The organism is Streptomyces sp. NBC_01352, assembly GCF_036237295.1.
GTDB classification, from domain to species: domain Bacteria; phylum Actinomycetota; class Actinomycetes; order Streptomycetales; family Streptomycetaceae; genus Streptomyces; species Streptomyces plumbiresistens.
Genome location: NZ_CP108354.1, coordinates 4,307,190 through 4,333,551, shown reverse-complemented (window position 1 = coordinate 4,333,551; position 26,362 = coordinate 4,307,190). Strand labels below are relative to the sequence as shown.

The following is a 26,362-nucleotide window of genomic DNA, read 5'->3' as shown; positions in this document are numbered from 1 at the left end:
CTGGAGTAACCGGATCGAACTAGAGCGACCGGATCAGGAACGCAGGCCCTTGAGGCCGTCGTACGCGGACATGACGATCTCCAACCCGCGCTGGTCCTCCGCCGGTTCGCGCATCTGGTTCGTCACGTACGCCACCGCCATGCGCGCCTCGGGTTCGATCATCACCAGTGAGCCACCCCAGCCGCCCCACCCGTAGGTACTGCCGAACAGCCCGTAGCCCAGGCCGTAGCGCACCGGCATGCCCAGGATCCGGTCCTCGCCGCTGAACTGCTCCACCCATGCCCGGTCACAGCCGCCCTGCGACAGCAACCGCACCCCGCGCACCGCTCCTCCGCACGCCATCACCGACTGCGCGAGGGCGACCGAGCGGGCGTTGCCGAATCCGCTCGCCGCGGGGATCTGCGCACGGCGCCACGCCACGCTGTTCCCGTCGCGGACCCGGATCGCGGTCCCGGCGGACGCGTTCGCGTCGCTCCGGGCCGCGCTCGCGGTGTAGTCCTCGTCCCGGGACGGTGGCGGGACCGTGAGCGCCACGCGGTGGTCGTGCTCGGCGGACAGCCCGATGTGGAAGTCCGCGCCCAGCGGCCCGGCCACCCCCTCGGCGAAGTACTCGCCCACGCTCCGGCCGGTGATCCGGCGTACGACCTCGCCCACCAGGAAGCCCTGGGTGACCGAGTGGTACCCGGCCGCGCTGCCCGGCTCCCACTGCGGTGCCTGCCCGGCCAGCCGCGCCGTCGCGGACGGCCAGTCGTAGAGCTCATCGACCGGCCCCTCCCAGTCGGGCAGGCCCGCGGTGTGCGCGAGCAGATGCCGCACCAGCACGCCGTCCTTGCCCGCCGCCGCGAACTCCGGCCAGTACCGGGCGACCGGCGCCTCCAGATCGAGCTCCCCACGGTCGGCCAGTACCAGCGCGCACAACGCCGTCATCGTCTTCGTCACGGACCAGACATTGACGATCGTGTCCCGCCCCCACGGAACCGTACGACCCGCGTCGACGTACCCGCCCCAGACGTCCACCACCGGCTCACCGTCCACGAAGACCGCCACCGAGCCGCCCACGTCCCCCTCGTCCAGCAGCGCGGCCAGCGCACTGGGCACGGCAGTGAACAGGTCGTCGTACGAGCCCTGAATGTCAGCCATGCGTGGCATTAGCCCGCATCCGGCGACGAGAGGCAACCGAATTTAGCCGTCGGCCTTGGTCATGCCGATCGGTTGGTTGTCCGCTTCTGGCCCGCCCATGTCGAGACGGAACGGCGGGTACTCATCGGTCATCAGGGCGGCATAGGCAGTCACCCGCGCGACCCAGCGGGCCAGGCCGAGCAGGAAGTCGAAAAGGCGCACCGGGTAACGGGCGGTAGCCGCCAAAATGATCACGGCGACCAGGGAGAGGAAGGGAATCAGGCCCCCGCCATGCCAGCCATTCCCTTCTTCCCAACCCCAGCCGCCGACGAACATTCCGACGACGATGTACTGCGGGATCGCCAACAGCCACCACTTCACCAACACCAGGCCGCGGGAGAGACGCTCGGGATAGGTGATGTCGAAATGTGCGGGATAATCGGGTACATCCGCGAGGGTGAACGGCGGATATCGGTCCGTGCCGAGGGCGGTGTGGGCGTAATAGCTGACACGCCAGTTCCAGCGCAGTACGCCGACATTGAAGTCGAAGAGGGGCCGGGGGTATCGCCCGGTGATGAGGATGGCGAAAAACGCGACGATGGTGACGAAGACGAACGCGATCCACAGGAAGAACAGCACGATGTAATGCGGCACGGCGAGGAACCACTTCACCAGCCACAGCCATCTGGACAGCCGCGGATCGAGCGACGCCTCGATACGCACAGGCGACATGGTGACAGGAATCATGCGGCCCAACTCCTCTTCCAGAGTCGCCACCCGGCGGTCACTCGTCCGCATCCTCGCCCCACGGGCAGACCGCCTGGTGGCTGCCTGATCATGCATTCAGGCTCGCACGCACGGGGGAAGGCTGCGACTCGGGTGAACTGGTGAACTGCGGACCACCGGCCACGGCAAGAAGCACACCGACCCGCCCATCCCCATGCCGGCAGGGCCGGTCGGACGGGTACGGAATCGCGTGGACCTCTCGCGCGTTGAGCAAGTGGGCGCGGGATGCCGGTGGTGAGTGAGCCGAGTGGCCCGAGTGGCCGAGCTGACAGATATGGGAGGACCGCAATGGCTGCGCAGACGCAGAGGGCCGTGCTGGCGGGCGGATGTTTCTGGGGGATGGAGGAGCTGATCCGCCGGCTTCCGGGCGTGACGGCGACCCGGGTGGGATACACCGGGGGTGACGTGCCGAACGCGACGTACCGTAACCACGGCACGCACGCGGAGGCCATCGAGATCCTCTTCGACCCTGCGAAGACGGACTTCCGCGCGATCCTGGAGTTCTTCTTCCAGATCCACGACCCGAGCACCAAGGACCGGCAAGGCAACGACATCGGCCTCAGCTACCGCTCGGCGATCTACTACGTGGACGACGAGCAGAAGCGGATCGCCGAGGACACGATCGCGGATGTGGACGCCTCTGGCCTGTGGCCGGGCAAGGTCGTCACCGAGGTGGAGCCGGTGGGCCCCTTCTGGGAGGCCGAGCCCGAGCACCAGGACTACCTGCAGCGTTACCCGAACGGCTACACCTGCCACTTCCCGCGCCCGGGATGGCGGCTGCCCGCCCGCACCGAGGGCTGACCGCGAGGCGGCCCGGGGGACGGCGGACGCTGACTGACACAGGCTCCGCAAGCCGGGCCGCACCTGCCTCTGCGGGGCCGGCGGTGGAGAGATCCGTCACCGTGCGTCGCGCAGCTGAAGAAGATAGGCCGCAGTCAGCGCAACGGCACGGTCCCTGTCCTGCGACAGCTCCACGAGGGCACCTGAAGCCGTCCTCCCCGGGATGTCCGCCAGCGCCTGGGTCAGCCGTACGCGCGCAGGCGCGCCGGTGGTGTCGTGGGCGAGGCGGTCGACGAGCCCGGTGGCGATCTGATCGGCCGTCGCGGTGTCGCTCGACAGCATGCTCAGTGCATCGGCCGCATCGGTGTCGTTCCTTCCCTCCACGATCATGTCGATGAGCGCAGGGACCGTAGCGGCGACTCCACGTGTCCCGAGCGCCAGAGCCGCATGGCCGCGGACCACGGCATCGGGGTGCGCGAGGGCGTCCCGCAGGCGGGCGGTGGCCTCATCACCGGGCATCTCCGCGAGGGACCGAACGGCACGCTCCCGCACCGCGGCCACCGGTGAGCCGAGGCCCTCCGCCAGCAGTGCCGTGCCGCCGTCGCCCGATCGCGCCAGCGCCCACCGCAGGGCTCCGGCGACGTTCGGCTCCGACTCCCTCAGTACGGCCTCGACCAGGGCCTCCACCGGCACCGGAACCTCGTCGACCGAGGAAAGGGCCGCGCGCTGGCGCGCGGCAGCGCTCTTCGCCCCCAGTGCCTGGAGGAAGGCGACGGCCTGGAGGACGTCCTCCCAGCCGGCGGGTTCCGCGGCATCGATCCGGCGGAGCCGCGTGAGCAGCTCCGTCTCGGCCGCGATGCGTTCGCGCGTCTGACGGATGAGGTCGTCGACCAGCGCCGAGGGCGTGAAGCCGGGATCGTCGAGCGCGCGTCCGATCTCGCGCAGCGACAGTCCCAGCGACCTCAGGCTCTCGATGTGGAAGATCCGCCGGATGTCCTCGCCGGAGTACTCCCGATAGCCGGAGCCCGTACGACCCGAAGGCCGCATCAGGCCGAGCGACTCGTAGTGCCTGAGCATGCGGGCGCTGACCCCGGACCGTCGCGCCACCTCACCGATCAACACTGCCTATCGTCCCTCCTGGCCGGAACCGCCGAGGGCCACGACGCGCTTCGCCTCCTCGATGGCGAACTCGAATCCGGCATCCGGGTCGCGCAGCAGCCGTTCCGTGGCGAGCGCGTGCGTGCGCACGCGCCGGTCAGGGGCCTTCGTCGCAGCCCGCAGAGCAGGCACAACAACCTCACCCAGCGCGACCAGCGCCCGACTGAGACTCAGCTGCGTCTCCCGCTCCCCGCGCCCGAGCTGCGTCGCCAGCACCGCGGCCAACCCGGACCTCTCGCCTTCCGGCACGAGCACGACCGCGGTCCGCCAGGCGCTCCGCGCCACTTCGTCGTCGGCGTCGGTCAGCAGCGCCCGTGTGATCGCCGGCCACGCCCGCCCGTCCCCGATCTTGGACAGGGTATGCAGCGCCTGGCTCCGTGCCTGCGCACGCTCCGAGCGGACTTCGCGGAGCAACGCCGGGAGCGTCATGGACACCGGGTGGCGGGTGAGCGCCCAGGTCAGCATGTCGCGGACGAAGAACTCGGGCTCGATCCCGCAGCGCTCGACGAGCTTGTCGACGAAGCGCGGGTCCGGCGCCGTGCCGACCGCCAGAGCCGCCCGCAGTCGCACGGACGAACGGCCGTCCTCCAGGCCCTGGAGCGCTCGTGTCGCATCCGCGTCCTGTCTCGTCATGGCCATCGAGACCACCTCCTTGGCAAGCAGTGAAGGCCTTGTCACCGTGTCAAGGTCAAAGGCTCACCGGGCGACTTGGCACCATCGCCGTTGCCGGACCGATCTCACCGGACGCGGTCATTGGCAGCGCGGGGGTGACCCCAGTGCTCATCCGTCGGCCTTCGCCACACCGATCGGGCAGGACACGCCCGTCCCGCCGGACTGTGCTGTCATGCGCTCCATACGCCGGACCCGGCTGTGGGGTGGGCCGGTCCGTCATTCGCGTAGGTGGGCAAGAAGTTCGTCCTCAACGGGATAGGGGCGTTCTTCGGGCAGCAGCCGGGTGGCGGAGTCCAAGTCGCCACCCTTGACCATGGCGTGGATTTCGTGGGCGAGTGGGGTCACGTCGCGGATGGCGATCGTCCACTCGTCCGCGTAGCGTCGTGAGGCCTCGCCGGAGAGGCCCAGTTGCAGGGAACGGTACGGCCGGGGCTGGAGTTGCAGGTCCCGCTCGGGGTCCCACTGCGCGCGAGCCGGCGCGCGCTTCAACTGACGCTGCCAGGTGGCCCGGTCGGGGTGTGTGCCGCGAACGTAGCTCGACAGGCACGCGTTGGTCAGCGCCCACTCGAAGCCGACACGGCTGATCTCGACCGCGAGAACGGTCTGCTGCCCCTCTTTGGTGCCCCAGCCGCAGCGGTACATCATCCACAGGATGACGGCTTGATCCATGTCAAGCCTCGTTCACAGACCTTTCCGCGCAGTCGTGTCCGCGAGGCCGCTCGAAGCAGGAGTCAGCTGATGACGCCGCTCACCGCTGTGCCCGGGAGACCGATGAGTTTGGCCTCGCCCCACGGTCTACCTCCCTGCATGCCCGACACAAGAGCGCGGAGAGGTACGTCCCATGAGCAAGGTGGTTCTGAACGTCACCATGTCGCTCGACGGCTTCATGGCCGGCCCGGACATCAGCGTCGAACACCCCATGGGCCGGGGTGGGCTGCGCCTGCATGAATGGATTCTGAACACACCGACCAGCGATGTGGACGCCACCGTGGCACAGGAGGTCGCGGCCTCGACAGGTGCCGTCGTGCTGGGCAGAAGAACATTCGACGTAGGCGTCGACGTCTGGCAGGACACGCCCTACCCAGTGCCGTGCTTCGTGCTCACGCACAACACTCGAAACCGGCGCGTCATGAAGAGCGGGACCTTCGCCTTCGTCACCGGCGGCGTGAAAGCGGCGCTGCAGCAAGCGAAAGCAGTGGCGGACGGGAAGGACGTCCTGCTGATGGGGGCGGACAACGCTCAACAGGCGCTCAGCGCGGGACTCCTCGATGAGATCAACCTCCAGATTGCACCGGTGCTCATGGGCGACGGACGCCGGCTGTTCGAGCATCTGGGAACGGAACGCATCGAGCTGGAACGGACCAGGATTCTCGCCTCGCCGCACGTCACACATCTGCGGTTCCACGTCGCTCATGACCAGAACACGTCTGACGTCGCAGCGCCGGACCAGGGCCTAGTTGGCTGACACCCGCGCGCGCACCGACAACGACCACTCGATCGGGACTCGCGCGATGCGCTGAAGGCTGCGAAGTTCCCATGCCTTGACCCAGGTCAAGCCTCATTCGCAGCCCTTAGCGTGCCGGAGATGGGAAGGACCGGGTTGCCGGTCAAACGCCCGGCTGATCGGTGTGCCGCAAGGCTGGACCATCGGGCTCCGGGAGGCTTCTCGACGCGGCGCGGTGGCGTGGGCCGAGTCAGCCGCAGCTCCGAGGTGCTCTGGAGGACGCGGACTGGTTCCCGGAGAATGGTGAGGTCGGGTACCGCGGTTCAGTGGTGGGGGACTGGTATGACGAGGTCGCAGCGGTCGGAGGGAGTCAGCGCGGCACTCGCCGCCTTTGTCTCGGCCGTTCTCTCAGTAGCGCTTACCATCGCGGGCACCCTGGTCGGCCTCAGATCTCAAGCCTCGCAGGGGGAACTTTTCCTCGTCCTGACCTGGATACTGATCACGACCTCCGTAGTCTCCGGTGCGGTCGCAATGTGGATACTTGCCGACTCCATCCGGAAGAACGTGCGAGAGTTGGCACATTTGCGGAACCTTGAGGATTACATGCCTCAACTTGTTCGATTTCGTCGACGGCACGACACCTTTGTCATTCGTCCCGACGGTGACGCTCTCTTGTCCATCGCGTGTGATATCGAATCACCTACTGCGGCATTTGTGCCATGGATATCTTTCGCGACGACTGCAGAGGTGGTCCGCGGAGGTCCGGAGTGGGAAAGTATCCAAGTGAGGCGGGTGTGCGTGGATGGTGTGGAAGCTGACCCGGCTATCTCCTTTGTGAAGCTCCACCGGAAAATACCGGTCGACGAGTCCAGCGTGAACGGCCGCGTGGTCGAAGTAGGGGCCATACGAATACCTGTGTCACTCGACTCCGGCCGGACGCGATGTTCGTTCGACGTGGAACTTGAACTGCGTGGGGCCTTTACCTACATCGACCAGGAGGAGAAATGTTACGCGGAAGTGCCACATGTGACGGACGAACTGAGGGTGATAATCAAGGGGGAGGGCGGGCTGAGGATCTCATGTTCTCCCTTTGCTGAGCACAGGGTTAAAGCAACACTCCTCAGTACAGAGATGCCGGACTTTGTCGAATCACAGATGCAGTCCACTTACTGTCAGATGTCCGACGAAGTTCGTTGGGTCACCAAGAATGCCAAAGTCGGTTACTCCTACGCTATCGCTGTGCGCGGTCAGTCATGATCGGAGGCGGCAAGCGGCCAGTGAGCTGCGATCCAGGCTGCTAACTCGTCCGGCTCCAGTCGGTGATTTAGAGAACGCAATTGACGATAGACGTCTCGTACAAGGCCCGGGCGCCGGAGCAACAGCTCAGTTCCGGGATTTGGGTCGAGGTACGCCCAGGCGAGCGCGAAGCCGACCCAGGAAGCCGGGGAGTCAGGAGACGTGGTGATCTCGGACCGGTAGGCAGGGCAGGCTTCGGCGTAATCGCCAGCGGCAAAGGCCCTGTCCGCAGCGCTTGCTCCCGTTTCCGGCTCTAGGTAGCCAGCACCGGCGTCGGGTGGGATGACCTGACAGCGAATCAGGTCTGCGCGAGTGGACGGCCAAGAGGCGGTGGTGTCCGGGACGAGTGCATCCAGTGGGAGGCCGGTGTGACCGCGCACGGGTCCCACTCCCGGGCGAGTGGCGACCTGCCAGGCCTGGGAGACCTGCGCCACTGTCCGCATATCTGGCTGCAGATGATGCAGTCGCCAGGCAACTTGGTGGTCCCTACCCACCGTTTCAGCAGCCGCCGCGATGTCCTCAGGAACCGGTTCCTTCAGCCAGGGCCTGATCTCTGCTTCGATCTGCTGCAGTACTCGTCTTCCGATCACTGTGAGGGAATGGTCGCCTTTCAGTGTATCGAGCGCCTGGCAGGTTGCGGCACGCCATCGCGCAAATTCGAATGCGGCGGTACGTTGCAACCCCTCATCCTGGGCGCGATACACAGCGCGCCAAAACCGTGTTACTCCAAAGAATGCGTAAATGCCCTGGAGTAGCCCGCCGACCGGACGCGGATCGTCCCGCCAGGGTGCGTAGAAGCGCGCCTCCGGGGAGTTATTGTGTAGTGGCAGGAGGTGAAGCAGACCACCCAGCATGATGTGCTGGTATTCATGGACCAGCGTCGCAGCAAGTATTGCCGGACTCTCAGGCCGCGACATGACCACACCGCCAAAGGCCTCGCCGCTGGAAGCACTGGAAACCTGTAAGCGACCGAGGGCGGGTACCGGCACGAGAACGTCAAGTACCGAACGCATAGCACCAGCCTGTCGGGGGAGATGGCGGCAGATGAGCGTCCAAGCCTCCTCCAAAGCACGCTGCCAAGCGCGTACCTCAGCGATCTCTACGCGGTCAGGTTGTCTGGGGCCGTATAAGCCCCGGTAGGGATCGAGGTCGTCGAACAGCAGTGAGAGCCTGTGTTGGCCCGAGACCACGCCAAGTCGGCGAAGTGCTGACCATCCTGGCGCGTCGTCACCGAGGTTGTCGGGAAGCCTGACGGCCGTTTCACCCCAGCGGATCTCTGCCTGTCCCGATACCGACCGCACCTCCGCCACCGACGCGTCAGTCCCCTCGGCTGCCGAAGCACCGGCGGGCAGGTGGGCGGCACCGAGGGTCGGTAGGGCCACCGTGCCGCTACGTACCGGAACTTGGACTTGGAAATCCAGTCCAGCGCGGATCGATGCAGCGGCAGCAATGCTGTGTAAATGCCCGACATGCACCCACAACGGACTGGATTCGCTGGCATGGCCTCGTAGCCTGCGCAGGGTATGCCCGGCCCAATTGCCGACGTAGGGGTAGGTCAGTACCGCATCCAGGTCGGCTGGTGACTTGTGTTGGACGCGCTCGAGGAGGTCCCAGGCGCGATCCAAAGACGGCAGGGGACCAGAAGCAGCCCTCTGCTGCCCCGCCTCGTCCAGCATCGCTCGCAGCATGAGCAGCGTGCGGCTACGCTCTGCTCGCCTGAGAAGCCAGACGACATCCAACCCCGCACGGCCACGCGCGAGGATATCGATGTCGGCCCGGGAGATCTTGTGCTGCGCCCATCGCCGTGCCCCGCTCATACGGCTGTCTGCGAGGCCGGAGCAACAGCGGACACCAAGTCGGCCACCAGTTCCCCGTTCAGTCGCATCGAGCCCCGGTGCCGCCGCCCTCGCCGCCTCCCAGGCTGATTGCCGGTGTGCGGTCAGCCTGCGCAACGACGTGCGCGAGCGCACCATCCATCTCCGCGTCAGCCAAGTTACGCAGCTCCGACATACTGCACGCTCCCAGATCGGGAACATCGGACAGCACAACGTCGAGGTCTGCAACGAGCGGTGAGTTGAGCTGTGCGCTCATGAAGATCCCACTCTCTTCCGCGTCCACTGAACAAGGTTGTGTGCGTTGTGTGGTCTCCGCAGTATGACGGTTGCCTCGATCTCTCAAAACCCTGCAGCTTCGGGCCGTCGGCAGGGTGGGAGAGGGCGACCGAGGTGCCGTTGCCGGCGAAGGGAAGCGTTCGCCAGGCCCTCGACCTCCCGTACCGGCTCGAAGGTGTCCAGGGCTAGGGCGTCGACCTCGACTCCCGTGATCTTGGTTATCTGTCTCGCCCACGTCGATGTGTGGTGGGCGAGTGCGAGAGCCTCCACCCATCCCTCGATGGTTCGGTGCGGGGCATGAGTGCCGAACTCGCCCTGAGAGCCGACCATGAACGAGTAGGGCACGGCCGTCCGCTGAGGTCCGGCCTCGAACCATCAACCCTCCGCCAGCGAACCTTCCGGAACGTCGGTTCCGAGGTCGGTCCACCGTCGTAATGCGAAGCGGGAGGGAGTAAGAGACCACCCCAACGCTCCTGATACGCCACTGCGCGGTCGACCTTGACGCCGTGGGCGACGACGCAGCTCCGAGCCCGCTTCGTCAGCCCATCGGGTGCACGATCGCGACAAGACTCCAACCGGCTGACGCTACCGCTACGTGGTGCCGACCGGCTCAGTCCTGCCGAGCAGCCACCCGAGTCCACAGCGAGATGTCACTGCTCGTCGCGACGGCGATCGTCTGCCCGGAGGGCGAGAAACCGACCGCCCGGATCTCGGAGTAGGAGGAGTCAGGGTCCGTTGGGGCGGGTCCGCGGTCCTGGTGGAGGCCGGAAGAAGGCGACCGAGCTGGATGCGGGGCTGCGGCGGTGCTGCTGGTGCCGTAGCCCGAGCTCGTCAGGACCTGCTGGTAGGACTCGCGGGAGGCCTCGGCGGCAGCCGTCTGCTTCGGGGTGTGGGTGTAGATCGCGGAGCGGTACTGGGTGCCGACGTCGTTGCCCTGGCGGAAGCCCTGGGTGGGGTCGTGGGACTCCCAGAAGATCTTCAGGAGGCGCTCGTAGGAGATCAGTGCGGGGTCGTAGACCACGCGGACGGCCTCGGTGTGGCCGGTGAGGCCCGAGCAGACCTCCTCGTAGGTCGGGTGCTCGGTGTGGCCGCCCTGGTAGCCGACGAGGGTCGTCCAGACGCCGGCCGGGAGCTGCCAGAACGTGCGCTCGGCGCCCCAGAAGCAGCCGAGGCCGAAGTCGGCCATCTGGTAGCCCTCGGGGTAGGGGCCGAGCAGCGGGGTGCCGAGGACCGTGTGGCGGTCGGGGACCGAGAACACCGGCTGCGGGCGGCCCTGGAGTGCCTGCTCGGGGGTGGGCAGGCCGGGCGTACGGCCGAACAGCATGGCGCGGACTCCTTCATCCGTCGGTGTACGGGGCGCGGGCGGCATCGAAGCAACGTTTCCGTGCCGCCCCGGATTCCGGATTCCTGCCGGTGCCGGCCGTCATTGCGGCAGCGTCGCCGGGCTCCCCCCGTTCGCTTCGTAGCCCGCCACCGCCAGCGCCCGGTAGACCGCGAACTCCGCGGCCGGGTCGGGGGACAGGGTCCAGGGGAGGGCGCCGACATGGCCGTCGATGTGCACGAGCTGGCTCATCGCCTCCGCCCAGCGCTCGGCGCGGACCAGGAAGAAGACCAGCAGATGGCGGACGTGCGCCAGCATCGGGTCGTCGGCACGGGCCGAGTGCACGGCGTGCAGTGCGCCGTGTATCGCCTTGGTGACGACCTCGCTCTGGTAGAAGCCGCTGACCAGGTTCACCTCGGGGAGGTGCTCGAAGACCGCGAACAGAGGCATGGCCGCCAGGAGGGAGCCCCGGGGTGCCCGCGCCGCCGCCGCCTCCGCGAAGCCGTACGCCTGCTCCCGCGAGCCGTGCCACTTCTCGCACCAGTAGTGCAGGGCGGCCAGATGAGCGCCCATGTGGTTCGGGGCGCGGTCGAGGATCTTCAGCCAGAGCTGCTCGAACTCCGGCTGGGAGTACGCCAGTCCGCGCGCCACCGAGAGCTCGACGATGTACGGGATCGGGTCACCCGGAGCCAGCAGCGCCGCGTCGCCGACCGCCGCCTTCGCCTCCTCCATGATGATCCGGAACTCGTCCGTGCCCGGCGTCGACGTCCGCCACGCCTGCTGGACCAGGAACTCCGCGTGCACCGCCGCGCCGCCCGCGTCCTTGGGTGCCTCCGCCCGCCACACCCGCAGCCACTGGCCGCCCGGCGTCTCGCTCACCCCGCCGGGCCGCTGCCGCAGCTCCAGCGAGGCCGCGCCCGCGAAGGCCTGCACGCGCTGCCAGCGCAGTTCGCCCTCGGCCTCCGTGCCGGCGAGGAGCTGGGCCGCCGCCCGGTGGTCCTGGGTGCGCTGCACGAGATCCAGGACGTCCACCAGGTCCTGGTCGGGACCGGGCATCCGCACGTCCAGCTCCTCCTGCTGTGCGAAGCCGTAGTTCGCCGGGTCCGCGGCGTCCGGGTGGCCCGGCGGGACCTGCTCGATCATGCCGCGCCTGCGCCGCAGGAAGGGGAGCAGCACGAAGCCGAGCAGGACCAGCGCCATCAGGAGCCAGAGAATTTCCATGCCTCAAGGGTTCCAGACGCCGCCGACAATTGGCCAACGCGGTCGGCGCCCTGTGGAAAACTCCCGCCGGCGGCCTGTGGAAAACACCCGCGCCCCCCTCCACGGCCCCGCGTCGCCTCCCTCTGCCGTCCCCGCCGGCCCCCCCCGCCGGCCTCGGCGTCCGGCACCTTCCCCGCGGGCGCACTACGCTCGGTGCCCATGAGCGACAGGCACATCAGTCAGCACTTCGAGACCCTCGCGATCCACGCGGGCAACACCGCGGATCCCCTCACCGGCGCGGTCGTCCCGCCGATCTACCAGGTCTCGACCTACAAGCAGGACGGCGTCGGCGGTCTGCGTGGCGGCTACGAGTACAGCCGCAGCGCCAACCCGACCAGGACGGCCCTCGAGGAGAACCTCGCGGCCCTGGAGGGCGGCCGCCGCGGCCTCGCGTTCGCGTCCGGACTGGCGGCCGAGGACTGCCTGTTGCGTACGCTGCTCAGCCCCGGTGACCACGTGGTCATCCCGAACGACGCGTACGGCGGCACGTTCCGTCTCTTCGCGAAGGTCGTCTCCCGGTGGGGCGTGGAATGGTCGGTCGCCGACACCGGCGACGCGTCGGCGGTACGGGCCGCCATCACCCCGAAGACCAAGGCGGTGTGGGTGGAGACCCCCTCCAACCCGCTGCTCGGCATCACCGACATCGCCGCCGTGGCCCAGGTCGCCCGGGACGCGGGCGCGCGGCTCGTCGTCGACAACACCTTCGCCACGCCGTACCTGCAGCAGCCGCTGTCGCTCGGCGCGGACGTCGTGGTGCACTCCCTGACCAAGTACATGGGCGGCCACTCGGACGTCGTCGGCGGCGCCCTGATCGTCGGCGACCCGGAGCTGGGCGAGGAGCTGGCGTACCACCAGAACGCGATGGGCGCGGTCGCCGGGCCCTTCGACTCGTGGCTGGTGCTGCGCGGCACGAAGACGCTGTCGGTGCGCATGGACCGGCACAGCGAGAACGCCACCAAGGTCGCCGACATGCTGACCCGGCACGCGCGCGTGACGAACGTGCTGTACCCGGGTCTGCCCGAGCACCCCGGTCACGAGGTCGCCGCCAAGCAGATGCGGGCGTTCGGCGGCATGATCTCCTTCCAGGTCGCGGGCGGTGAGGAGGCGGCCGTCGAGGTCTGCAACCGCGCCCAGGTGTTCACGCTCGGCGAGTCCCTGGGCGGCGTCGAGTCGCTCATCGAGCACCCCGGACGCATGACGCACGCCTCCACGGCCGGATCCCTCCTGGAGGTGCCCGCCGACCTCGTACGCCTGTCCGTGGGCATCGAGAACGTCGAGGACCTCCTGGAGGACCTCCAGCAGGCGCTCGGCTAGTCCTTCGGCCCGCGCGCGTGTCTGCCGCTCTCACCAGTCCGTGAGGGGTGGAGTCGTCTCCGACGGCGGCTCCACCCAGGGCTGGACCAGCAGCGCCCACACGACGAACGCGACGGTCACAGTGGCGAGCAGCAGCCACAGCAGGCGCCGGGCGGCCCTTCTGCGGCGCAGCATGCGCCCGCCGCGCCGCACGGCCTCCGCGTACAGCCCGGGCGGCACGGACGGCACGGACCGCTCCATGATCCGCCGCACGGCGGCCTCCCGCTCGGGCCGGTTCACGCCCGCCTCCGGCTCATGACGGTGCTCATGACGGGGCCACCCTCGGCCCCGCCACCGCCGGTGCCGGGCCGCGTGGCGGATGCAGCAGCGTCGCCGTCGCCCGGTCGCAGAGGGTGCGGACGCGTTCCAGGGGGAGGCCGAGGAGGGCCGCCGCCTGTTCCTCGGCGACGCCTTCGTACAACCTGAGGACGAGGATCAGACGTTCCTGAGGGGTGAGCCGGGCCAGGGCGCCGACCGGTTGCCGACGCGCCCGGACCAGGCCGCCGTACTGGTGCCACGCCCCGCGCGCGAAGCGGGTGGCCAGGTACTGGCGCGTCCGGTCGTACGGGTCCTCGCCGCGCAGCCGGTCCCAGGACGCGTACGTGTGCGCCAGGGCCAGCGTCAACAGGCGTCGCGCGCGCGGGTTGTCGTGCGGCTCCTCCGCTGTGAGGAGCGTGGCGGCGTGCAGCAGCCGCCCGGCCGCGCCCGCGACGAACGCCTCGAACTCCCGGGCCCGACGGGCGCCCTGGGCCACTTGCCGTTGCCGCACCGCGCCTCCCGCCTGAGGGCGATCCTGAGGGACGGGTCCGGCCGCGCACGGCATGCGAAACGGTGTGCGACGGGGACCCGGTCTCATATGAGGCCAGGCGCGGCCCGTAGGTCAAGAGCCGCGCACGGCCGAGGGCGGCGCGCCGGTGAGCGACGAGCCGGTGAGCGTCGAGCGGGCGATCAGGAGGCCGACGGCCCGTCCGGTACTTCCTGGGTCGCCATCCGGGCGGAGAGAGCGGTGTTGAAGCGCGTGAGGAGCGTGCAGAACGCCTCGCGCTCCTCGGGCGCCCAGTCGTGTGTCAGCTCGGCCATCAACTGACGCCGCGACGAGCGCACTTCCTCAAGACGCGACAGTCCGCGCGGGGACAACTGGAGCACCACCGCCCGCCCGTCCTCCGGGTGCGAGGTCCGCTTGACGAGGCCGGTGTCGACGAGCGGAGCCACCTGCCGGGTGACCGTCGACGAGTCGATCCCCATGCTCGCGGCGAGCGCCTTGACGCCCATCGGGCCTTCCTTGTCGAGCCGGTTGAGCAGCAGGTACGCGGCGCGGTCCATGGAGTTGCGCACCTGCCCCACCCCGCCGAGCCGGGTCTGTTCGGCACGTCGGGCGAACACCGCCACCTCGTGCTGCAGCGTGTCGAGGAGACCGCTGTCACCGACGGTCGTCATGTCCATCGACATTTCAGGTGTTGTGGGCATGGCCGGGGGCTCACTTCGTGAAGGGGGTGCTGGATTGGGGGACAGGGTACGCGGCCCGGAGGCGGGCCGTACCGGGGCTGCGCAAACCAGTCTCGGAGGTTGGTCACAGCGGCGGTCCGCGCGTGTGAACTGCGAGACTTGAGTCATGAACTACCGTGAGGCCCCCTCCGTGCCGCCGGTGACGCTGGACGACGTGCGCGGTGCCCAGAAGATGCTCTCGGGCGTGGCGCGGATGACCGCGATGGAGGGCAGCCGCCACCTGACCCAGCTGGTCGGCGCGCCGGTCCACTTCAAGTGCGAGAACCTCCAGCGGACCGGATCGTTCAAGCTGCGCGGCGCGTACGTCCGGATCGCCGGACTGCTGCCCGAGGAGCGGGCCGCCGGTGTCGTCGCGGCGAGCGCGGGCAACCACGCACAGGGCGTGGCGCTGGCGTCGTCGCTGCTCGGTGTGCGGTCCACGGTGTTCATGCCGAAGGGTGCCCCGCTGCCGAAGATCAGTGCCACGAAGGAGTACGGCGCCGAGGTGCGCCTGCACGGGCACGTGGTCGACGAGACGCTGGCCGCCGCGCAGGAGTACGCGGAGGCGACCGGCGCGGTGTTCATTCACCCGTTCGACCACCCTGACATTATCGCCGGTCAGGGCACGGTCGGCCTGGAGATCCTGGAGCAGTGCCCCGAGGTGCGCACGATCGTCGTGGGCATCGGCGGGGGCGGCCTCGCGGCCGGTATCGCGATCGCGGTGAAGACGCTGCGGCCGGACGTGCGGATCGTGGGCGTGCAGGCGGCGGGCGCTGCCGCGTATCCGCCCTCGCTGGCGGCCGGGCGGCCGGTGGCGATCGAGAATCCGGCGACGATGGCCGACGGCATCAAGGTCGGGCGGCCCGGCGACGTGCCGTTCGGGATCATCGGCGAGCTGGTGGACGAGGTGCGCACGGTGACGGAGGACGAGCTGTCCACCGGGCTGCTGCTGTGCCTGGAGCGGGCCAAGCTGGTCGTCGAACCGGCCGGGGCGAGCCCGGTCGCCGCGCTGCTGAGCGACCCCGGTTCCTTCGAGGGGCCGGTCGTGGCGCTGCTGTCCGGCGGCAACGTCGACCCGCTGCTGATGCAGCGCGTGCTGACCCACGGCCTGGCCGCGCAGGGCCGCTACCTGGCCGTACGCCTGCGGCTGACGGACCGCCCGGGCGCTCTTGCGACGCTTCTCGGCGTGTTGTCAGTGGTGGACGCTAACGTCCTCGATGTGGGCCACGTCCGGACCGATCCACGGCTCGGGCTCACGGAGGCGGAGGTCGAGCTGCACCTGGAGACGAAGGGTCCGGCGCACTGCGTCGAGGTCGGCCAGGCCCTGCGCGACGCGGGTTACACGGTCATCGGCTGAGGTCAGGCGCCTCTTTGTCACCCGATCTCACCCGATCGGGTAAGTCCATTGAGAGACGCGATACATCGCGTTATGGTGTGTCTCGTGCCACCCGTACCGAGACTTTCAGAAGATTCCCCAACGACGTGGAGATTTATATGCCAGGCGCCATCTATGCCGAAGGCCTGGTCAAGACCTTCGGTGACGTAAGGGCTCTGGACGGCGTCGACCTCGATGTCCCCGAGGGCACCGTGCTGGGCCTGCTCGGGCCGAACGGCGCGGGCAAGACGACCACCGTCCGCTGTCTGACGACCCTGCTGCGCCCCGACAGCGGCAAGGCCGTCGTCGCCGGCCTCGACGTGCTGAAGCAGCCCAACGAGGTGCGGCGCTCGATCGGCCTGTCCGGCCAGTTCGCCGCGGTCGACGAATACCTGACCGGCCGCGAGAACATCCAGATGGTCGGCCAGCTCTACCAGATGAAGGCCAAGGCGGCGAAGGCCCGGGCCGAGGAACTGCTCGAGCAGTTCCACCTCACGGACGCCGCCGACCGCCCCGCGAAGACCTACTCGGGCGGCATGCGCCGACGGCTCGACCTCGCCGCGGCGCTCGTCGTGTCCCCGCCCGTGATGTTCATGGACGAGCCGACGACCGGCCTCGACCCGCGCAACCGCCAGCAGTTGTGGGAGGTCATCAAACAGCTGGTCTCGGGCGGTACGACCCTGCTGCTGACCACCCAGTACCTCGAAGAGGCCGACCACCTCGCCCATGACATCGCCGTCGTCGACCAGGGCCGGGTCATCGCCCGCGGTACGTCCGACCAGCTCAAGGCCCGCACCGGCGGCGAGCGCGTCGAGGTCGTCGTGCACGAGCGGGAGCACATCCCGACCGCCCGGGAGGTGCTGGCCGGCTTCGGCAAGGGCGAGACCACCGTCGAGGAGCACACCCGCAAGCTCACCGTGCCCGTCACCGGCGGCGCGAAGCTCCTCGCCGAGGTCATCCGGGAACTGGACGTCCGAGGCATCGAGATAGACGACATCGGCCTGCGCCGCCCGACCCTGGACGACGTCTTCCTCTCCCTGACGGGCCATGTGGCCGAGGTCAAGGACGATGAGAACGGCGCGAACGGCGCGAACGGCGCGGCCGCCAAGCCTGCCAAAGACGCCAAGGCTGCCAAGGACCGCGGGCAGAAGAAGGAGACCACCCAGTGAGTGCCGTCACCGACGCCGTGCGGATCACGGCGCCCACCAACCCCGTCACCCAGTCGATCCGCGACTCGCTGGTCGTCGCCAAACGCAATCTGATCCGGATGTCCCGCATCCCGGAGATGGTCATCTTCGGGCTCATCCAGCCGATCATGTTCGTGGTGCTGTTCAGCTACGTCTTCGGCGGATCGATGAACATCGGCGGCACCACCGACCCCGGCGTCTACCGCGAGTTCCTGATGGCGGGCATCTTCGCGCAGACGGTCACGTTCGCCACCGCGGGCGCCGGCGCGGGCATCGCCGACGACATGCACAAGGGGCTCATCGACCGGTTCCGCTCGCTGCCCATGGCGCGGGGCGCGGTCCTGACCGGTCGGACGCTCGCCGACCTGGTGCAGACCGCGCTCACCCTGTTCGTGCTGGCCGTGGTCGCCCTGCTGGTCGGCTGGCGCACCCACACCAGTTTCGGCGAGGTGCTGGGCGCCTTCGGCCTGCTGCTGCTGACCGGGTACGCCTTCACCTGGATCGGCGCGGTGATCGGCCTGTCCGTGCGGACACCGGAAGCGGCCACCTCGGGCGGACTGATCTGGCTCTTCCCGGTGACGTTCGTCTCGAACGCGTTCGTGGACTCCGCCCAGATGACGCCCTGGCTGCGGCACGTCGCCGACTGGAACCCGTTCAGCGCCACCGTCCAGGCCTGCCGCGAGCTCTTCGGGAATCCCGGGGTCTCGACCTCGGACGCCTGGCCGATGCAGCACGCCGTGTGGGCCTCGCTGATCTACTCGGTCCTGATCATCGCCATATTCCGGACCCTGGCGGTGCGGAAGTACCGCTCCGCGACGGCCTGAGGCGGCATGTCGATGATCGACGCCTGAGACGCCATGACGACACCCCCGGCGTCAGCAGACGCCGGGGGTTCGCCAAGGACGTGCAAGGGCGTGCAAGGACGTGCGGGAGCCGGGTCAGCCGCTGTAGGGCTCGGCCTTGAGGATCGTCACCGAGGCCTTCTTGCCGTTCGGCAGCTCGTACTGCGCGTCCTCGCCGACCTTGTGGCCGATCACGCCGGAGCCCAGCGGGGACTGCGGGGAGTACGTCTCCACGTCGGCGCTCGCGTACTCGCGCGAGGCCAGCAGGAAGGTCATCGTGTCGTCCTCGTCGCCGTCGAAGGCGATCGTCACGACCATGCCGGGCGCCACCGCACCGTCGGCGGAGACCGGGGCCTCGCCGACCTTGGCGTTGTCCAGGAGCTGGGTCAGCTGGCGCACGCGGAGCTCCTGCTTGCCCTGCTCCTCCTTGGCCGCGTGGTACCCGCCGTTCTCGCGCAGGTCGCCCTCCTCGCGCGCGGCCGCGATCTTGGCGGCGATCTCCGTGCGCGCAGGACCAGACAGGTACTCCAGCTCGGCCTTGAGCTGGTTGTACGCCTCCTGGGTCAGCCAGGTGACGTTCTCGCTGGTCTGGGTCACAGGTGCTCCTCGTAGGTACTGGGAATACAAAGCATCGCCCTACCCAGAAGGATGTTCCTCCATGGAAGGGCGAAACCACGAGCCTAACAATTCAGCGACGGAAGGGGGAGGACATAAGCCATCAGAATTACGTAGGCGCAGGTCGGCGGCTACGTATTCGGGCTGAGGTCAGTCAGCGTGGCAGCCGAGCAGCTCCGCCGTAGTGCCCGGCGACGTGGTGCGCAGGGTGAGGACCTTGTCGATGCGGGTGGCGTCCCCGTCGAAGCGGAAGTCGGCGCGGCCCACCTCGGCGCCGTTCTCCGCCTGGGAGCGCAGGGTGCAGTAGCCGCTCGCACCGGAGTCCTTGCGGACCTCCAGATGCACCTGCACCGCGTCCTTCCCGGGCTCGAACGTGATCACCTCGGCGCTGATCTTGTTCTGGCCGACGTAGTGGTACGCGAAGTAGCCGACAAGGGCGAGGAGCAGAGCGGCGAGGACAGCACCGGCGATCTTGAGTCTGTGGTCGGCGCGCTCGTCCGAGGAGCGGCCGTAGCGGCCCTCGGGCAGTCGCGTGCTCGCCGTACTCATGATCGTCCTCTCGCGCCGGAATTATTGGCCCTCCAGTTCGGTCACTATAGAAGCGCCGATCGCACCCGCTCACACCGGGCGCCGACATTTACGAGGATTGAGTCTTGACTGACCAGCTGCGACTGATGGCCGTCCACGCCCACCCCGACGACGAGTCGAGCAAGGGCGCGGCCACCATGGCGAAGTACGTGTCCGAGGGGGTGGACGTGCTGGTCGTGACCTGCACGGGCGGGGAGCGCGGCTCCATCCTCAACTCGAAGCTCCAGGGCGACAAGTACATCGAGGAGCACATCCACGAGGTGCGCAAGAAGGAGATGGACGAGGCCCGCGAGATCCTCGGTGTGGGGCAGGAGTGGCTCGGTTTCGTGGACTCCGGCCTGCCCGAGGGCGACCCGCTGCCGCCGCTGCCGGAGGGCTGCTTCGCGCTGGAGGACGTCGACACCGCGGCCGGCGAGCTGGTGAAGAAGATCCGCTCCTTCCGTCCGCAGGTCATCACGACGTACGACGAGAACGGCGGCTATCCGCACCCCGACCACATCATGACCCACAAGATCTCGATGGTGGCGTTCGAGGGCGCGGCGGACACCGAGAAGTACCCGGAGGCGGAGTTCGGCCCGGCGTACCAGCCGCAGAAGCTGTACTACAACCAGGGCTTCAACCGCCCGCGCACCGAGGCGCTGCACCAGGCCATGCTGGACCGCGGCCTGGAGTCCCCGTACGGGGACTGGCTCAAGCGCTGGGACGAGTTCGAGCGCGAGGAGCGGACCCTGACCACGCACGTCCCGTGCGCCGACTTCTACGAGATCCGCGACAAGGCCCTGATCGCGCACGCCACGCAGATCGACCCCGACGGCGGCTGGTTCCGCGTCCCGATGGACGTCCAGAAGAAGGTCTGGCCGACGGAGGAGTACGAGCTCGCGAAGTCCCTCGTCGATACCTCCCTCCCCGAGGACGACCTCTTCGCGGGCATCCGCGACAATGCCTGATATGAGCGCAAGCGCAAGCCTGGCAATGACGCACCTCGCGACCCTCGCCAAGGAGGTCGACGAGGACAAGGTCACCCCCGGCGTCCTCGGCTTCATCGTCTTCGCGGCGATGGCCCTGGCCGTGTGGGCCCTGATGAAGTCGATGAGCCGCCACATGGGCAAGGTCGACTTCAAGGAGACCTCGGACCCGAAGGCGGAGCCCGCGGACGGCTCCGCCTCCGCCTCCGCCTCCGCCTCCGCCTCCGCCGAGCCCGGGGCGAAGCAGGGCTGACGGTCAGCCCACCGGCTTCCGTCCCTTCACCGGCAGTGGTCGGCCAGGGACGGTGGCAGGTGGGCGGACTCCGCCCGCGGACGGTCCGAGCGGGCGCCCGCGGACCGCGCCCGCGCACGACCGGGCCGGATCGCCGCGGTGGGCGTCCAGAATGCCGGGGGCACCTGGGCACGGCCGCAGGCCGCAGACCATTTCGCCGCCGCTACGCTCTCGACGCCACCGCCACCCCCATGACCTCCCGCGCATGCCGTCCCGGCACCATCCCCAAGCGCCAGGCCTGCCAACCCGCTTCGAGGTTCACCCCGCGTTCCAGCAGCAACTGGTACGCCTCGACGTAGTCGTCCAGCTTCTCGTCCCGGGCCGGATGTCCCGCCCGGGACAGCTGGGCCAGCTCCTCCTGCGCCACGGCGGTACCGACCTCCACGCCGCCCGGGGCGGCGTACGGCAGCAGTGTGCAGCGCAGGAAGCGCGCCCAGTCCTCGCCGCGGCGATCGCCGTACGACGTGAACAGCCCGATCGCCTCGTCGCACAACTCCAGCGCCTGGGGCGTACGGGAGTTGCCCGCGTCCACCACCGCCAGCTCCAGGCAGGTCCAGGCCTCCCCGTGGGCGACGCCGATGCGCCGGAAGTCGGCGCGGGCGTCCACCAGCAGTTGGCGGGCGAAGCCGGAGTTGCGCAACGACCCCGTCTGCGCGGCCCGTTGGTCGCGGGTCGCGCGTGCCGAGTGGTGCCGGGCGCAGGCCAGGCCGTAGACGTCCCGGATCCGGGAGAACATCGTGCGGGAGCGCTCCAGCTCGCGGACCGCCAGGGTCAGGTTGCCGGTCTCCTCCATGGCCTGGCCGAGGTAGTACACCGTCCACGCCTCGCCGCGCGCGTCCTCGTTGTCACGGTGCCGGGAGGCCGCCTGGCGCAGGCCGTCGACCGCCGCCGACGGGTCGCCGGCGATCAGGCGGGCGCGGGCCAGCTGGGTCAGGGCCCAGGCCTCGCCGCGGGCGTCGCGGGTGCGGCCGTACAGGTCGAGGGCCGTGCGCAACTCCTCTTCGGCGCGCGGGATGTCGCCCATGCGCAGGCCCAGTTGGCCGAGCTGGAAGTGGGCCCAGGCCTCGCCGTGGACCGATTCGCCGGCGCGGTGCAGGAGGAGGGACTGGGTCAGCAGCTCCATCGCCTCGGACAGGTGGGCCCGGTCGCGTTCCACGGCCGCCAGCGCGTGCATCGTCCACGCGCGGTCCGTCGCCAGCTCGGGGGCGGCCTGCAGGTCGAGGGCCTCCCTCAGCTTCGCCGCCGCCTCCGTCAGGTTGCCCTGATGGTGGAGCGTGATGCCCAGCGAGCACAGGGCCCGCGCCGCGCCCGCGTCGTGGTGCGCCTCCATATAGAGGTCCACCACCGAGGTGAGCGTCGTGCGCGCCTTGTCCAGCTCGCCCAGCTGCCGCGCCGCGATGCCCGTACGCCACTGCACCGAGCGGACGAGCAGGCCCTGGTCGACGGCCTGCGCCAGCTCGCTGATCTCGCCGAGGCGATAGAGGTCGCCGCGCAGCAGGCAGTAGTCGCACAGGGCGCCGAGCAGGTTCAGTACGGCCGCCTGGTTCACGCCCTCCGCGTGCCGGAGGGCCGCCGTGATGAAGCTCGACTCGTCGTCGAGCCAGCGCAGCGCCTCGTCCAGGGAGTGGAAGCCGTGCGGGCTGAAGCGGTCCGAGCGGGTCGACATGTTGCCGTCGACCAGGCGCAGCACCGAGTCGGCGAGGTCGGCGTAGTTCACGATCAGGCGTTCCTGCGCCGCCGTACGCTCGGAGGGCTCCTCCTCGTCCAGGAGGCGGGCGTGGGCGAAGGCGCGGACCACGTCGTGCAGTCGGTAGCGGCTGCCGCGGACGTGGTCGATGAGGCCCGCCCGGGACAGGGCCACCAGGTGGCGGGTCGCCTCCGTCTCGTCCGTGGCCAGCAGGGCGGCGGCCGCGGCGGCGCCGAGGGAGGCGCGGCCGGCCAGGGCGAGGCGGCGCAGCAGCCGGCGGGCGGTGTCCGACTGGTCGGTGTAGCGCAGCCAGAGCACTCTCTCGGCGGGTTCCACCGGGCCGTACGCGTCGAGGTCCGTGGCGAGCTGTCGGGGTGAACGCGGGCCGAGCGAGGAGCCCGCGATGCGCAGCGCGAGCGGCAGGTGGCCGCACAGCCGGCCGATCCGGTCGGTGGATTCGGCGTCGTAGGGGCCGGCGGTCTCCTGCGCGGCCGCACCCAGCAGCTCCTCCGATCCGGCCGGGTCCAGGGCCTCGACGGGCAGCTCGTGCACCCAGGCGGCCACGTCGGCCGGCAGGTCGAGCGGGCCGCGGGTGGTGACCAGGACGAGGCTGTCGGAGCGCTCGGGAATGAGGGTGCGGACCTGCTCCGGGTCGAAGGCGTCGTCCAGGACGATCGTGACGGGCAGCCCGGTCAGATGCTGGTGGTACAGCTCGCTCAGCCGCTTGACCTGCTGGTCCGCGGAGGAACGCTCACGGAACAGGAGCTGCTCGCGGGGGGCGCCGAGGCGGTTGAGGAGGTGCAGCAGCGCGTCCCGGGTGGACAGCGGCTGCTCCTCCGGGGTGTAGCCGCGCAGGTCGACCACGCACGCGCCGCGGAAGTAGTCCCTCAGGTCGTGGGCGGCGCGCACCGCGAGTGTCGTACGACCGCTGCCGGGCGCCCCGTGCAGGACGACGACCGTCGGCCGGGTCTCGGTGCTCGCGCGGGCCGCCTGCACCCACTGCCGGATCCGCGCCATCTCCTGACGGCGGCCCGCGAACGGGCCCACCGGCTCGGGCAGTTGACCGAACGACTGCTCCAGCACGTTCCGGCCCCGGGCCGCCGCGCTCTTGTCCGTGCCCTTCAACCGCGGACCCGTCCGCTTCGGCCCGGTCGAGGCGTTCCGCACCCGCTGCTGGTCGAGGTAGGGGCGGATGCCGCGCACCTCGAGAGCCGTCAGCCACTGCAGCCGCAGCTGCTCCGGGCCGCCGGGCTGGCCGAGCGCGCCCGCGTGGTGGTGGGCGGCGGGCAGATGCGAGCCGGCCACCTTCACGACCGTCGCCGCGGCGCCCACCACTCCCACGGTCACCCCGGCGCCGAGCGCCGTACCCGCGCCGGTGCCGAGCGCCAGGTCGGCGACGAGGGCCGCGAGGGCCGCGACGCCCGCCACCAGCAGCGGAGTGCCGCCGCCCTCGCGCGCGTACCGCTGCCCGAACGTGAGCCGACCGGCCTCCGACTCGTCCAGCGCGCGGGTGTACGCCTCGTACTCCTCCGCGGCGGTCTGCGCCATCGAGTCCAGCGCCCCGCGCGCCCGCGACAGCAGCACGGTCCCGTCGGTACGTCCGCCTGACCGCCGTACCTCTTCCTCCACGGCCCGCGTCAGCAACCGCTCGGCCTCCGCGCGATGACTGTCCCGCATGTCACGTCCCCCTCCGGCGGCAACGGCTCTTTCTCGTCTGTCCCTTGATGGTTCCTTGGTCAAGTGTGCTGCGGACGGCGCATTGGTGCGAGGGGGCGTAGGTCCGGAAAACTCAAGGTCACTGTCCGGGAGACGCCTGCCGGGTGACAGGCGGGGTACTGCGGCAGGATGGACCCCATGCCGAACCGACTGGCTCATGAGACGTCCCCCTACCTCCTCCAGCACGCCGAGAACCCGGTCGACTGGTGGCCGTGGTCGGCCGAGGCCTTCGAGGAGGCGCGCGAGCGGGGCGTGCCCGTGCTGCTGAGCGTGGGGTACAGCAGCTGTCACTGGTGTCATGTCATGGCGCACGAGTCCTTCGAGGACCAGGAGACCGCCGACTACCTCAACGCCCACTTCGTCAGCGTCAAGGTCGACCGCGAGGAACGCCCCGACGTGGACGCCGTCTACATGGAGGCCGTCCAGGCAGCCACCGGGCAGGGCGGCTGGCCCATGACGGTGTTCCTGACGCCGGACGCCGAGCCCTTCTACTTCGGCACCTACTTCCCGCCCGCCCCGCGCCACGGCATGCCGTCCTTCCAGCAGGTGCTGGAGGGCGTCCGCAGTGCCTGGACCGACCGGCGGGAGGAGGTCGCCGAGGTCGCCGGGAAGATCGTGCGGGACCTGGCGGGGCGGGAGATCTCCTACGGCGACAGCCAGGCGCCCGGCGAGGAGCAGCTGGCCGCGGCCCTTCTCGGGCTCACCCGGGAGTACGACCCGCAGCGCGGCGGGTTCGGCGGGGCGCCCAAGTTCCCGCCGTCCATGGTGGTCGAGTTCCTGCTGCGCCACCACGCGCGGACCGGCGCGGAGGGCGCCCTCCAGATGGCGCAGGACACCTGTGAGCGCATGGCCCGCGGGGGGATCTACGACCAGCTCGGCGGCGGGTTCGCCCGGTACTCCGTCGACCGCGACTGGATCGTGCCGCACTTCGAGAAGATGCTGTACGACAACGCGCTGCTGTGCCGCGTCTACGCCCACCTGTGGCGGGCGACCGGCTCCGAGCTGGCCCGCCGGGTCGCCCTGGAGACCGCCGACTTCATGGTGCGGGAACTGCGCACGAACGAGGGCGGGTTCTCCTCCGCGCTCGACGCCGACAGCGACGACGGCACCGGCAGGCACGTCGAGGGCGCCTACTACGTGTGGACGCCCGAGCAGCTCCGCGAGGCGCTCGGGGCCGAGGACGCCGAGCTCGCCGTCCAGTACTTCGGCGTCACCGAGGAGGGCACGTTCGAGCACGGCTCGTCCGTGCTGCAACTCCCGCAGCAGGACGTGTTCTTCGACGCCGAGCGCATCGCCTCCGTCCGCGAGCGACTGCTTCACAAGCGGAGTGAGCGTTCCGCACCCGGCCGTGACGACAAGGTCGTCGCCGCCTGGAACGGGCTGGCGATCGCCGCGCTCGCCGAGACCGGCGCCTACTTCGACCGTCCCGACCTGGTGGAGGCCGCGCTGGGCGCCGCCGACCTCCTCGTACGGCTGCATCTGGACGACCATGCCCGCCTCGCCCGCACCAGCAAGGACGGCCAGGTCGGCGCCAACGCCGGGGTGCTGGAGGACTACGCCGATGTGGCGGAGGGCTTCCTCGCGCTGGCCTCCGTGACCGGCGAGGGCGTGTGGCTCGACTTCGCCGGGTTCCTCCTCGACCACGTCCTCGCGCGGTTCGCCGACGACTCCGGCAGCCTCTACGACACCGCCGCCGACGCCGAGCAGCTGATCCGCCGGCCGCAGGACCCCACCGACAACGCCGCGCCCTCCGGCTGGAGCGCCGCAGCCGGCGCCCTGTTGAGCTACGCGGCCCAGACCGGCGCCGAACCCCATCGCACCGCCGCCGAGAAGGCGCTCGGCGTCGTCAAGGCCCTCGGCCCGCGCGTCCCCCGCTTCATCGGCTGGGGGCTCGCGGTCGCCGAGGCGCTGCTCGACGGGCCGCGCGAGGTGGCGGTCGTGGGTCCGAGCCTGGACGACGAGGGCACAAGGGCCTTGCACCGTACGGCACTTCTCGGCACCGCTCCCGGCGCGGTCGTCGCTGTCGGCACCCCCGACAGCGACGAACTGCCCCTCCTCGCCGACCGTTCCTTGAGTAACGGTGAACCAACCGCGTACGTCTGCCGTAACTTCACTTGTGATGCTCCGACGACCGATCCCGATCGGTTGCGCACGGCGCTGAGCGGCTGAAACGGAAGTGGAGTACACCCTTCCGTTGCTGAGATGTGCCCACGTGTTCGGATTAGTCCCAGAAGTCACATCACCGTTACGAAACACGCTATTTATCAGAACAGTTCCCACACTTCACAGTTCCCCCTTAATCTCTGCACA

At 69.5% G+C, this 26,362-nt stretch carries 24 protein-coding genes and 1 pseudogene; 10 read left to right on the top strand and 15 right to left on the bottom strand.

Features of this window, described 5'->3' with window-relative positions; genetic code table 11:
• Positions 1-33: 33 nt before the first annotated feature.
• Entirely contained in the window at positions 34-1,140 is a 1,107-nt protein-coding gene (locus OG252_RS20010) for a serine hydrolase domain-containing protein (protein ID WP_329337657.1), read from the bottom strand.
• A 42-nt stretch (positions 1,141-1,182) separates the two neighbouring features.
• On the bottom strand, positions 1,183-1,866 hold the full coding sequence (locus tag OG252_RS20005) for a DUF4389 domain-containing protein (RefSeq protein WP_329337655.1): 684 nt from the start codon (positions 1,864-1,866) through the stop codon (positions 1,183-1,185).
• 327 nt (positions 1,867-2,193) lie between these two features.
• On the opposite strand from OG252_RS20005, the gene msrA (OG252_RS20000) reads away from it, so the two are divergent.
• Entirely contained in the window at positions 2,194-2,706 is a 513-nt protein-coding gene (gene msrA, locus OG252_RS20000) for a peptide-methionine (S)-S-oxide reductase MsrA (RefSeq protein WP_329337653.1), read from the top strand.
• Between the two features lie 96 nt (positions 2,707-2,802).
• Here the strand turns inward: msrA (OG252_RS20000) and OG252_RS19995 are convergent, their stop codons facing one another.
• From OG252_RS19995 to OG252_RS19985, 3 genes and pseudogenes are all read right to left on the bottom strand, one after another.
• Complete coding sequence (locus OG252_RS19995; protein ID WP_329337651.1) at positions 2,803-3,807, bottom strand: MerR family transcriptional regulator; 1,005 nt, start codon at positions 3,805-3,807, stop codon at positions 2,803-2,805.
• A 3-nt stretch (positions 3,808-3,810) separates the two neighbouring features.
• A complete protein-coding gene (locus OG252_RS19990; protein ID WP_329337649.1) occupies positions 3,811-4,482 on the bottom strand; it encodes a HEAT repeat domain-containing protein in 672 nt (223 codons plus the stop codon).
• A 249-nt stretch (positions 4,483-4,731) separates the two neighbouring features.
• Positions 4,732-5,243, bottom strand: a pseudogene (locus tag OG252_RS19985) (DUF4291 domain-containing protein).
• A 113-nt stretch (positions 5,244-5,356) separates the two neighbouring features.
• Between OG252_RS19985 and OG252_RS19980 the strand changes: the two are divergent.
• Together OG252_RS19980 and OG252_RS19975 are read left to right on the top strand one after the other, a co-directional pair.
• Complete coding sequence (locus OG252_RS19980) at positions 5,357-5,980, top strand: dihydrofolate reductase family protein (RefSeq protein WP_329337647.1); 624 nt, start codon at positions 5,357-5,359, stop codon at positions 5,978-5,980.
• A gap of 321 nt (positions 5,981-6,301) precedes the next feature.
• Positions 6,302-7,216 carry a hypothetical protein gene (locus tag OG252_RS19975; protein WP_329337645.1) on the top strand — a complete coding sequence of 305 codons (915 nt, stop codon included), beginning with the start codon at positions 6,302-6,304 and terminating at the stop codon, positions 7,214-7,216.
• On the opposite strand, the gene OG252_RS19970 is transcribed toward OG252_RS19975, so the two are convergent.
• The 4 genes from OG252_RS19970 to OG252_RS19955 all read right to left on the bottom strand — a co-directional run bounded on the left by OG252_RS19970 (position 7,207) and on the right by OG252_RS19955 (position 11,908).
• A complete protein-coding gene (locus OG252_RS19970) occupies positions 7,207-8,931 on the bottom strand; it encodes an HEXXH motif domain-containing protein (protein WP_329337643.1) in 1,725 nt (574 codons plus the stop codon). The two genes, OG252_RS19975 and OG252_RS19970, sit on opposite strands and share 10 nt — an antisense overlap.
• Positions 8,932-9,130: 199 nt before the next feature.
• A complete protein-coding gene (locus OG252_RS19965) occupies positions 9,131-9,373 on the bottom strand; it encodes a hypothetical protein (RefSeq protein ID WP_329337641.1) in 243 nt (80 codons plus the stop codon).
• Positions 9,374-9,976: 603 nt separating this feature from the next.
• The gene (gene msrA / locus OG252_RS19960; protein WP_329337639.1) at positions 9,977-10,690 is read right to left on the bottom strand and encodes a peptide-methionine (S)-S-oxide reductase MsrA; all 714 of its coding nucleotides are present in this window, start codon (positions 10,688-10,690) and stop codon (positions 9,977-9,979) included.
• Positions 10,691-10,789: 99 nt separating this feature from the next.
• The gene (locus tag OG252_RS19955; RefSeq protein ID WP_329337637.1) at positions 10,790-11,908 is read right to left on the bottom strand and encodes a hypothetical protein; all 1,119 of its coding nucleotides are present in this window, start codon (positions 11,906-11,908) and stop codon (positions 10,790-10,792) included.
• Between the two features lie 198 nt (positions 11,909-12,106).
• Here OG252_RS19955 and OG252_RS19950 point away from each other — a divergent pair, with 198 nt between their 5' ends.
• Complete coding sequence (locus tag OG252_RS19950; protein ID WP_266434421.1) at positions 12,107-13,261, top strand: cystathionine gamma-synthase; 1,155 nt, start codon at positions 12,107-12,109, stop codon at positions 13,259-13,261.
• Positions 13,262-13,291: 30 nt separating this feature from the next.
• On the opposite strand, the gene OG252_RS19945 is transcribed toward OG252_RS19950, so the two are convergent.
• From OG252_RS19945 to OG252_RS19935, 3 genes are all read right to left on the bottom strand, one after another.
• Positions 13,292-13,540, bottom strand: a complete 249-nt coding sequence (locus OG252_RS19945; protein ID WP_266434419.1) for a hypothetical protein — start codon at positions 13,538-13,540, stop codon at positions 13,292-13,294.
• A 25-nt stretch (positions 13,541-13,565) separates the two neighbouring features.
• Entirely contained in the window at positions 13,566-14,069 is a 504-nt protein-coding gene (locus tag OG252_RS19940; RefSeq protein WP_329337634.1) for a sigma factor-like helix-turn-helix DNA-binding protein, read from the bottom strand.
• Between the two features lie 179 nt (positions 14,070-14,248).
• Positions 14,249-14,749 carry a MarR family winged helix-turn-helix transcriptional regulator gene (locus OG252_RS19935; protein WP_266448123.1) on the bottom strand — a complete coding sequence of 167 codons (501 nt, stop codon included), beginning with the start codon at positions 14,747-14,749 and terminating at the stop codon, positions 14,249-14,251.
• Positions 14,750-14,912: 163 nt separating this feature from the next.
• Between OG252_RS19935 and ilvA the strand changes: the two genes are divergently transcribed.
• From ilvA to OG252_RS19920, 3 genes are all read left to right on the top strand, one after another.
• Positions 14,913-16,142: a threonine ammonia-lyase gene (gene ilvA / locus OG252_RS19930; protein WP_266434415.1), complete on the top strand. Its 1,230-nt coding sequence runs from the start codon at positions 14,913-14,915 to the stop codon at positions 16,140-16,142.
• 137 nt (positions 16,143-16,279) lie between these two features.
• Positions 16,280-17,329 (top strand): ATP-binding cassette domain-containing protein, encoded by a 1,050-nt coding sequence (locus tag OG252_RS19925; protein ID WP_329337631.1) that lies wholly within the window; start codon positions 16,280-16,282, stop codon positions 17,327-17,329.
• Positions 17,326-18,171, top strand: a complete 846-nt coding sequence (locus OG252_RS19920; RefSeq protein WP_266434411.1) for an ABC transporter permease — start codon at positions 17,326-17,328, stop codon at positions 18,169-18,171. The genes OG252_RS19925 and OG252_RS19920 overlap by 4 nt, the downstream gene beginning before the upstream one ends.
• Before the next feature lie 114 nt (positions 18,172-18,285).
• Here the strand turns inward: OG252_RS19920 and greA are convergent, their stop codons facing one another.
• Positions 18,286-18,786, bottom strand: coding sequence for a transcription elongation factor GreA (gene greA / locus OG252_RS19915; protein ID WP_266434409.1), 501 nt, complete (start codon positions 18,784-18,786; stop codon positions 18,286-18,288).
• Between the two features lie 168 nt (positions 18,787-18,954).
• A complete protein-coding gene (locus OG252_RS19910) occupies positions 18,955-19,353 on the bottom strand; it encodes a DUF4307 domain-containing protein (protein ID WP_266434407.1) in 399 nt (132 codons plus the stop codon).
• 104 nt (positions 19,354-19,457) lie between these two features.
• Here OG252_RS19910 and mca point away from each other — a divergent pair, with 104 nt between their 5' ends.
• On the top strand, positions 19,458-20,339 hold the full coding sequence (gene mca, locus OG252_RS19905; protein WP_329337628.1) for a mycothiol conjugate amidase Mca: 882 nt from the start codon (positions 19,458-19,460) through the stop codon (positions 20,337-20,339).
• Positions 20,332-20,610 (top strand): hypothetical protein, encoded by a 279-nt coding sequence (locus tag OG252_RS19900; protein ID WP_329337626.1) that lies wholly within the window; start codon positions 20,332-20,334, stop codon positions 20,608-20,610. Before mca ends, OG252_RS19900 begins: the two co-directional genes overlap by 8 nt.
• 202 nt (positions 20,611-20,812) lie before the next feature.
• Here OG252_RS19900 and OG252_RS19895 read toward each other — a convergent pair whose 3' ends face one another.
• A complete protein-coding gene (locus OG252_RS19895; protein WP_329337624.1) occupies positions 20,813-24,013 on the bottom strand; it encodes a tetratricopeptide repeat protein in 3,201 nt (1,066 codons plus the stop codon).
• A 177-nt stretch (positions 24,014-24,190) separates the two neighbouring features.
• Here OG252_RS19895 and OG252_RS19890 point away from each other — a divergent pair, with 177 nt between their 5' ends.
• Positions 24,191-26,221: a thioredoxin domain-containing protein gene (locus tag OG252_RS19890; RefSeq protein WP_266434399.1), complete on the top strand. Its 2,031-nt coding sequence runs from the start codon at positions 24,191-24,193 to the stop codon at positions 26,219-26,221.
• Positions 26,222-26,362 lie beyond the last annotated feature (141 nt).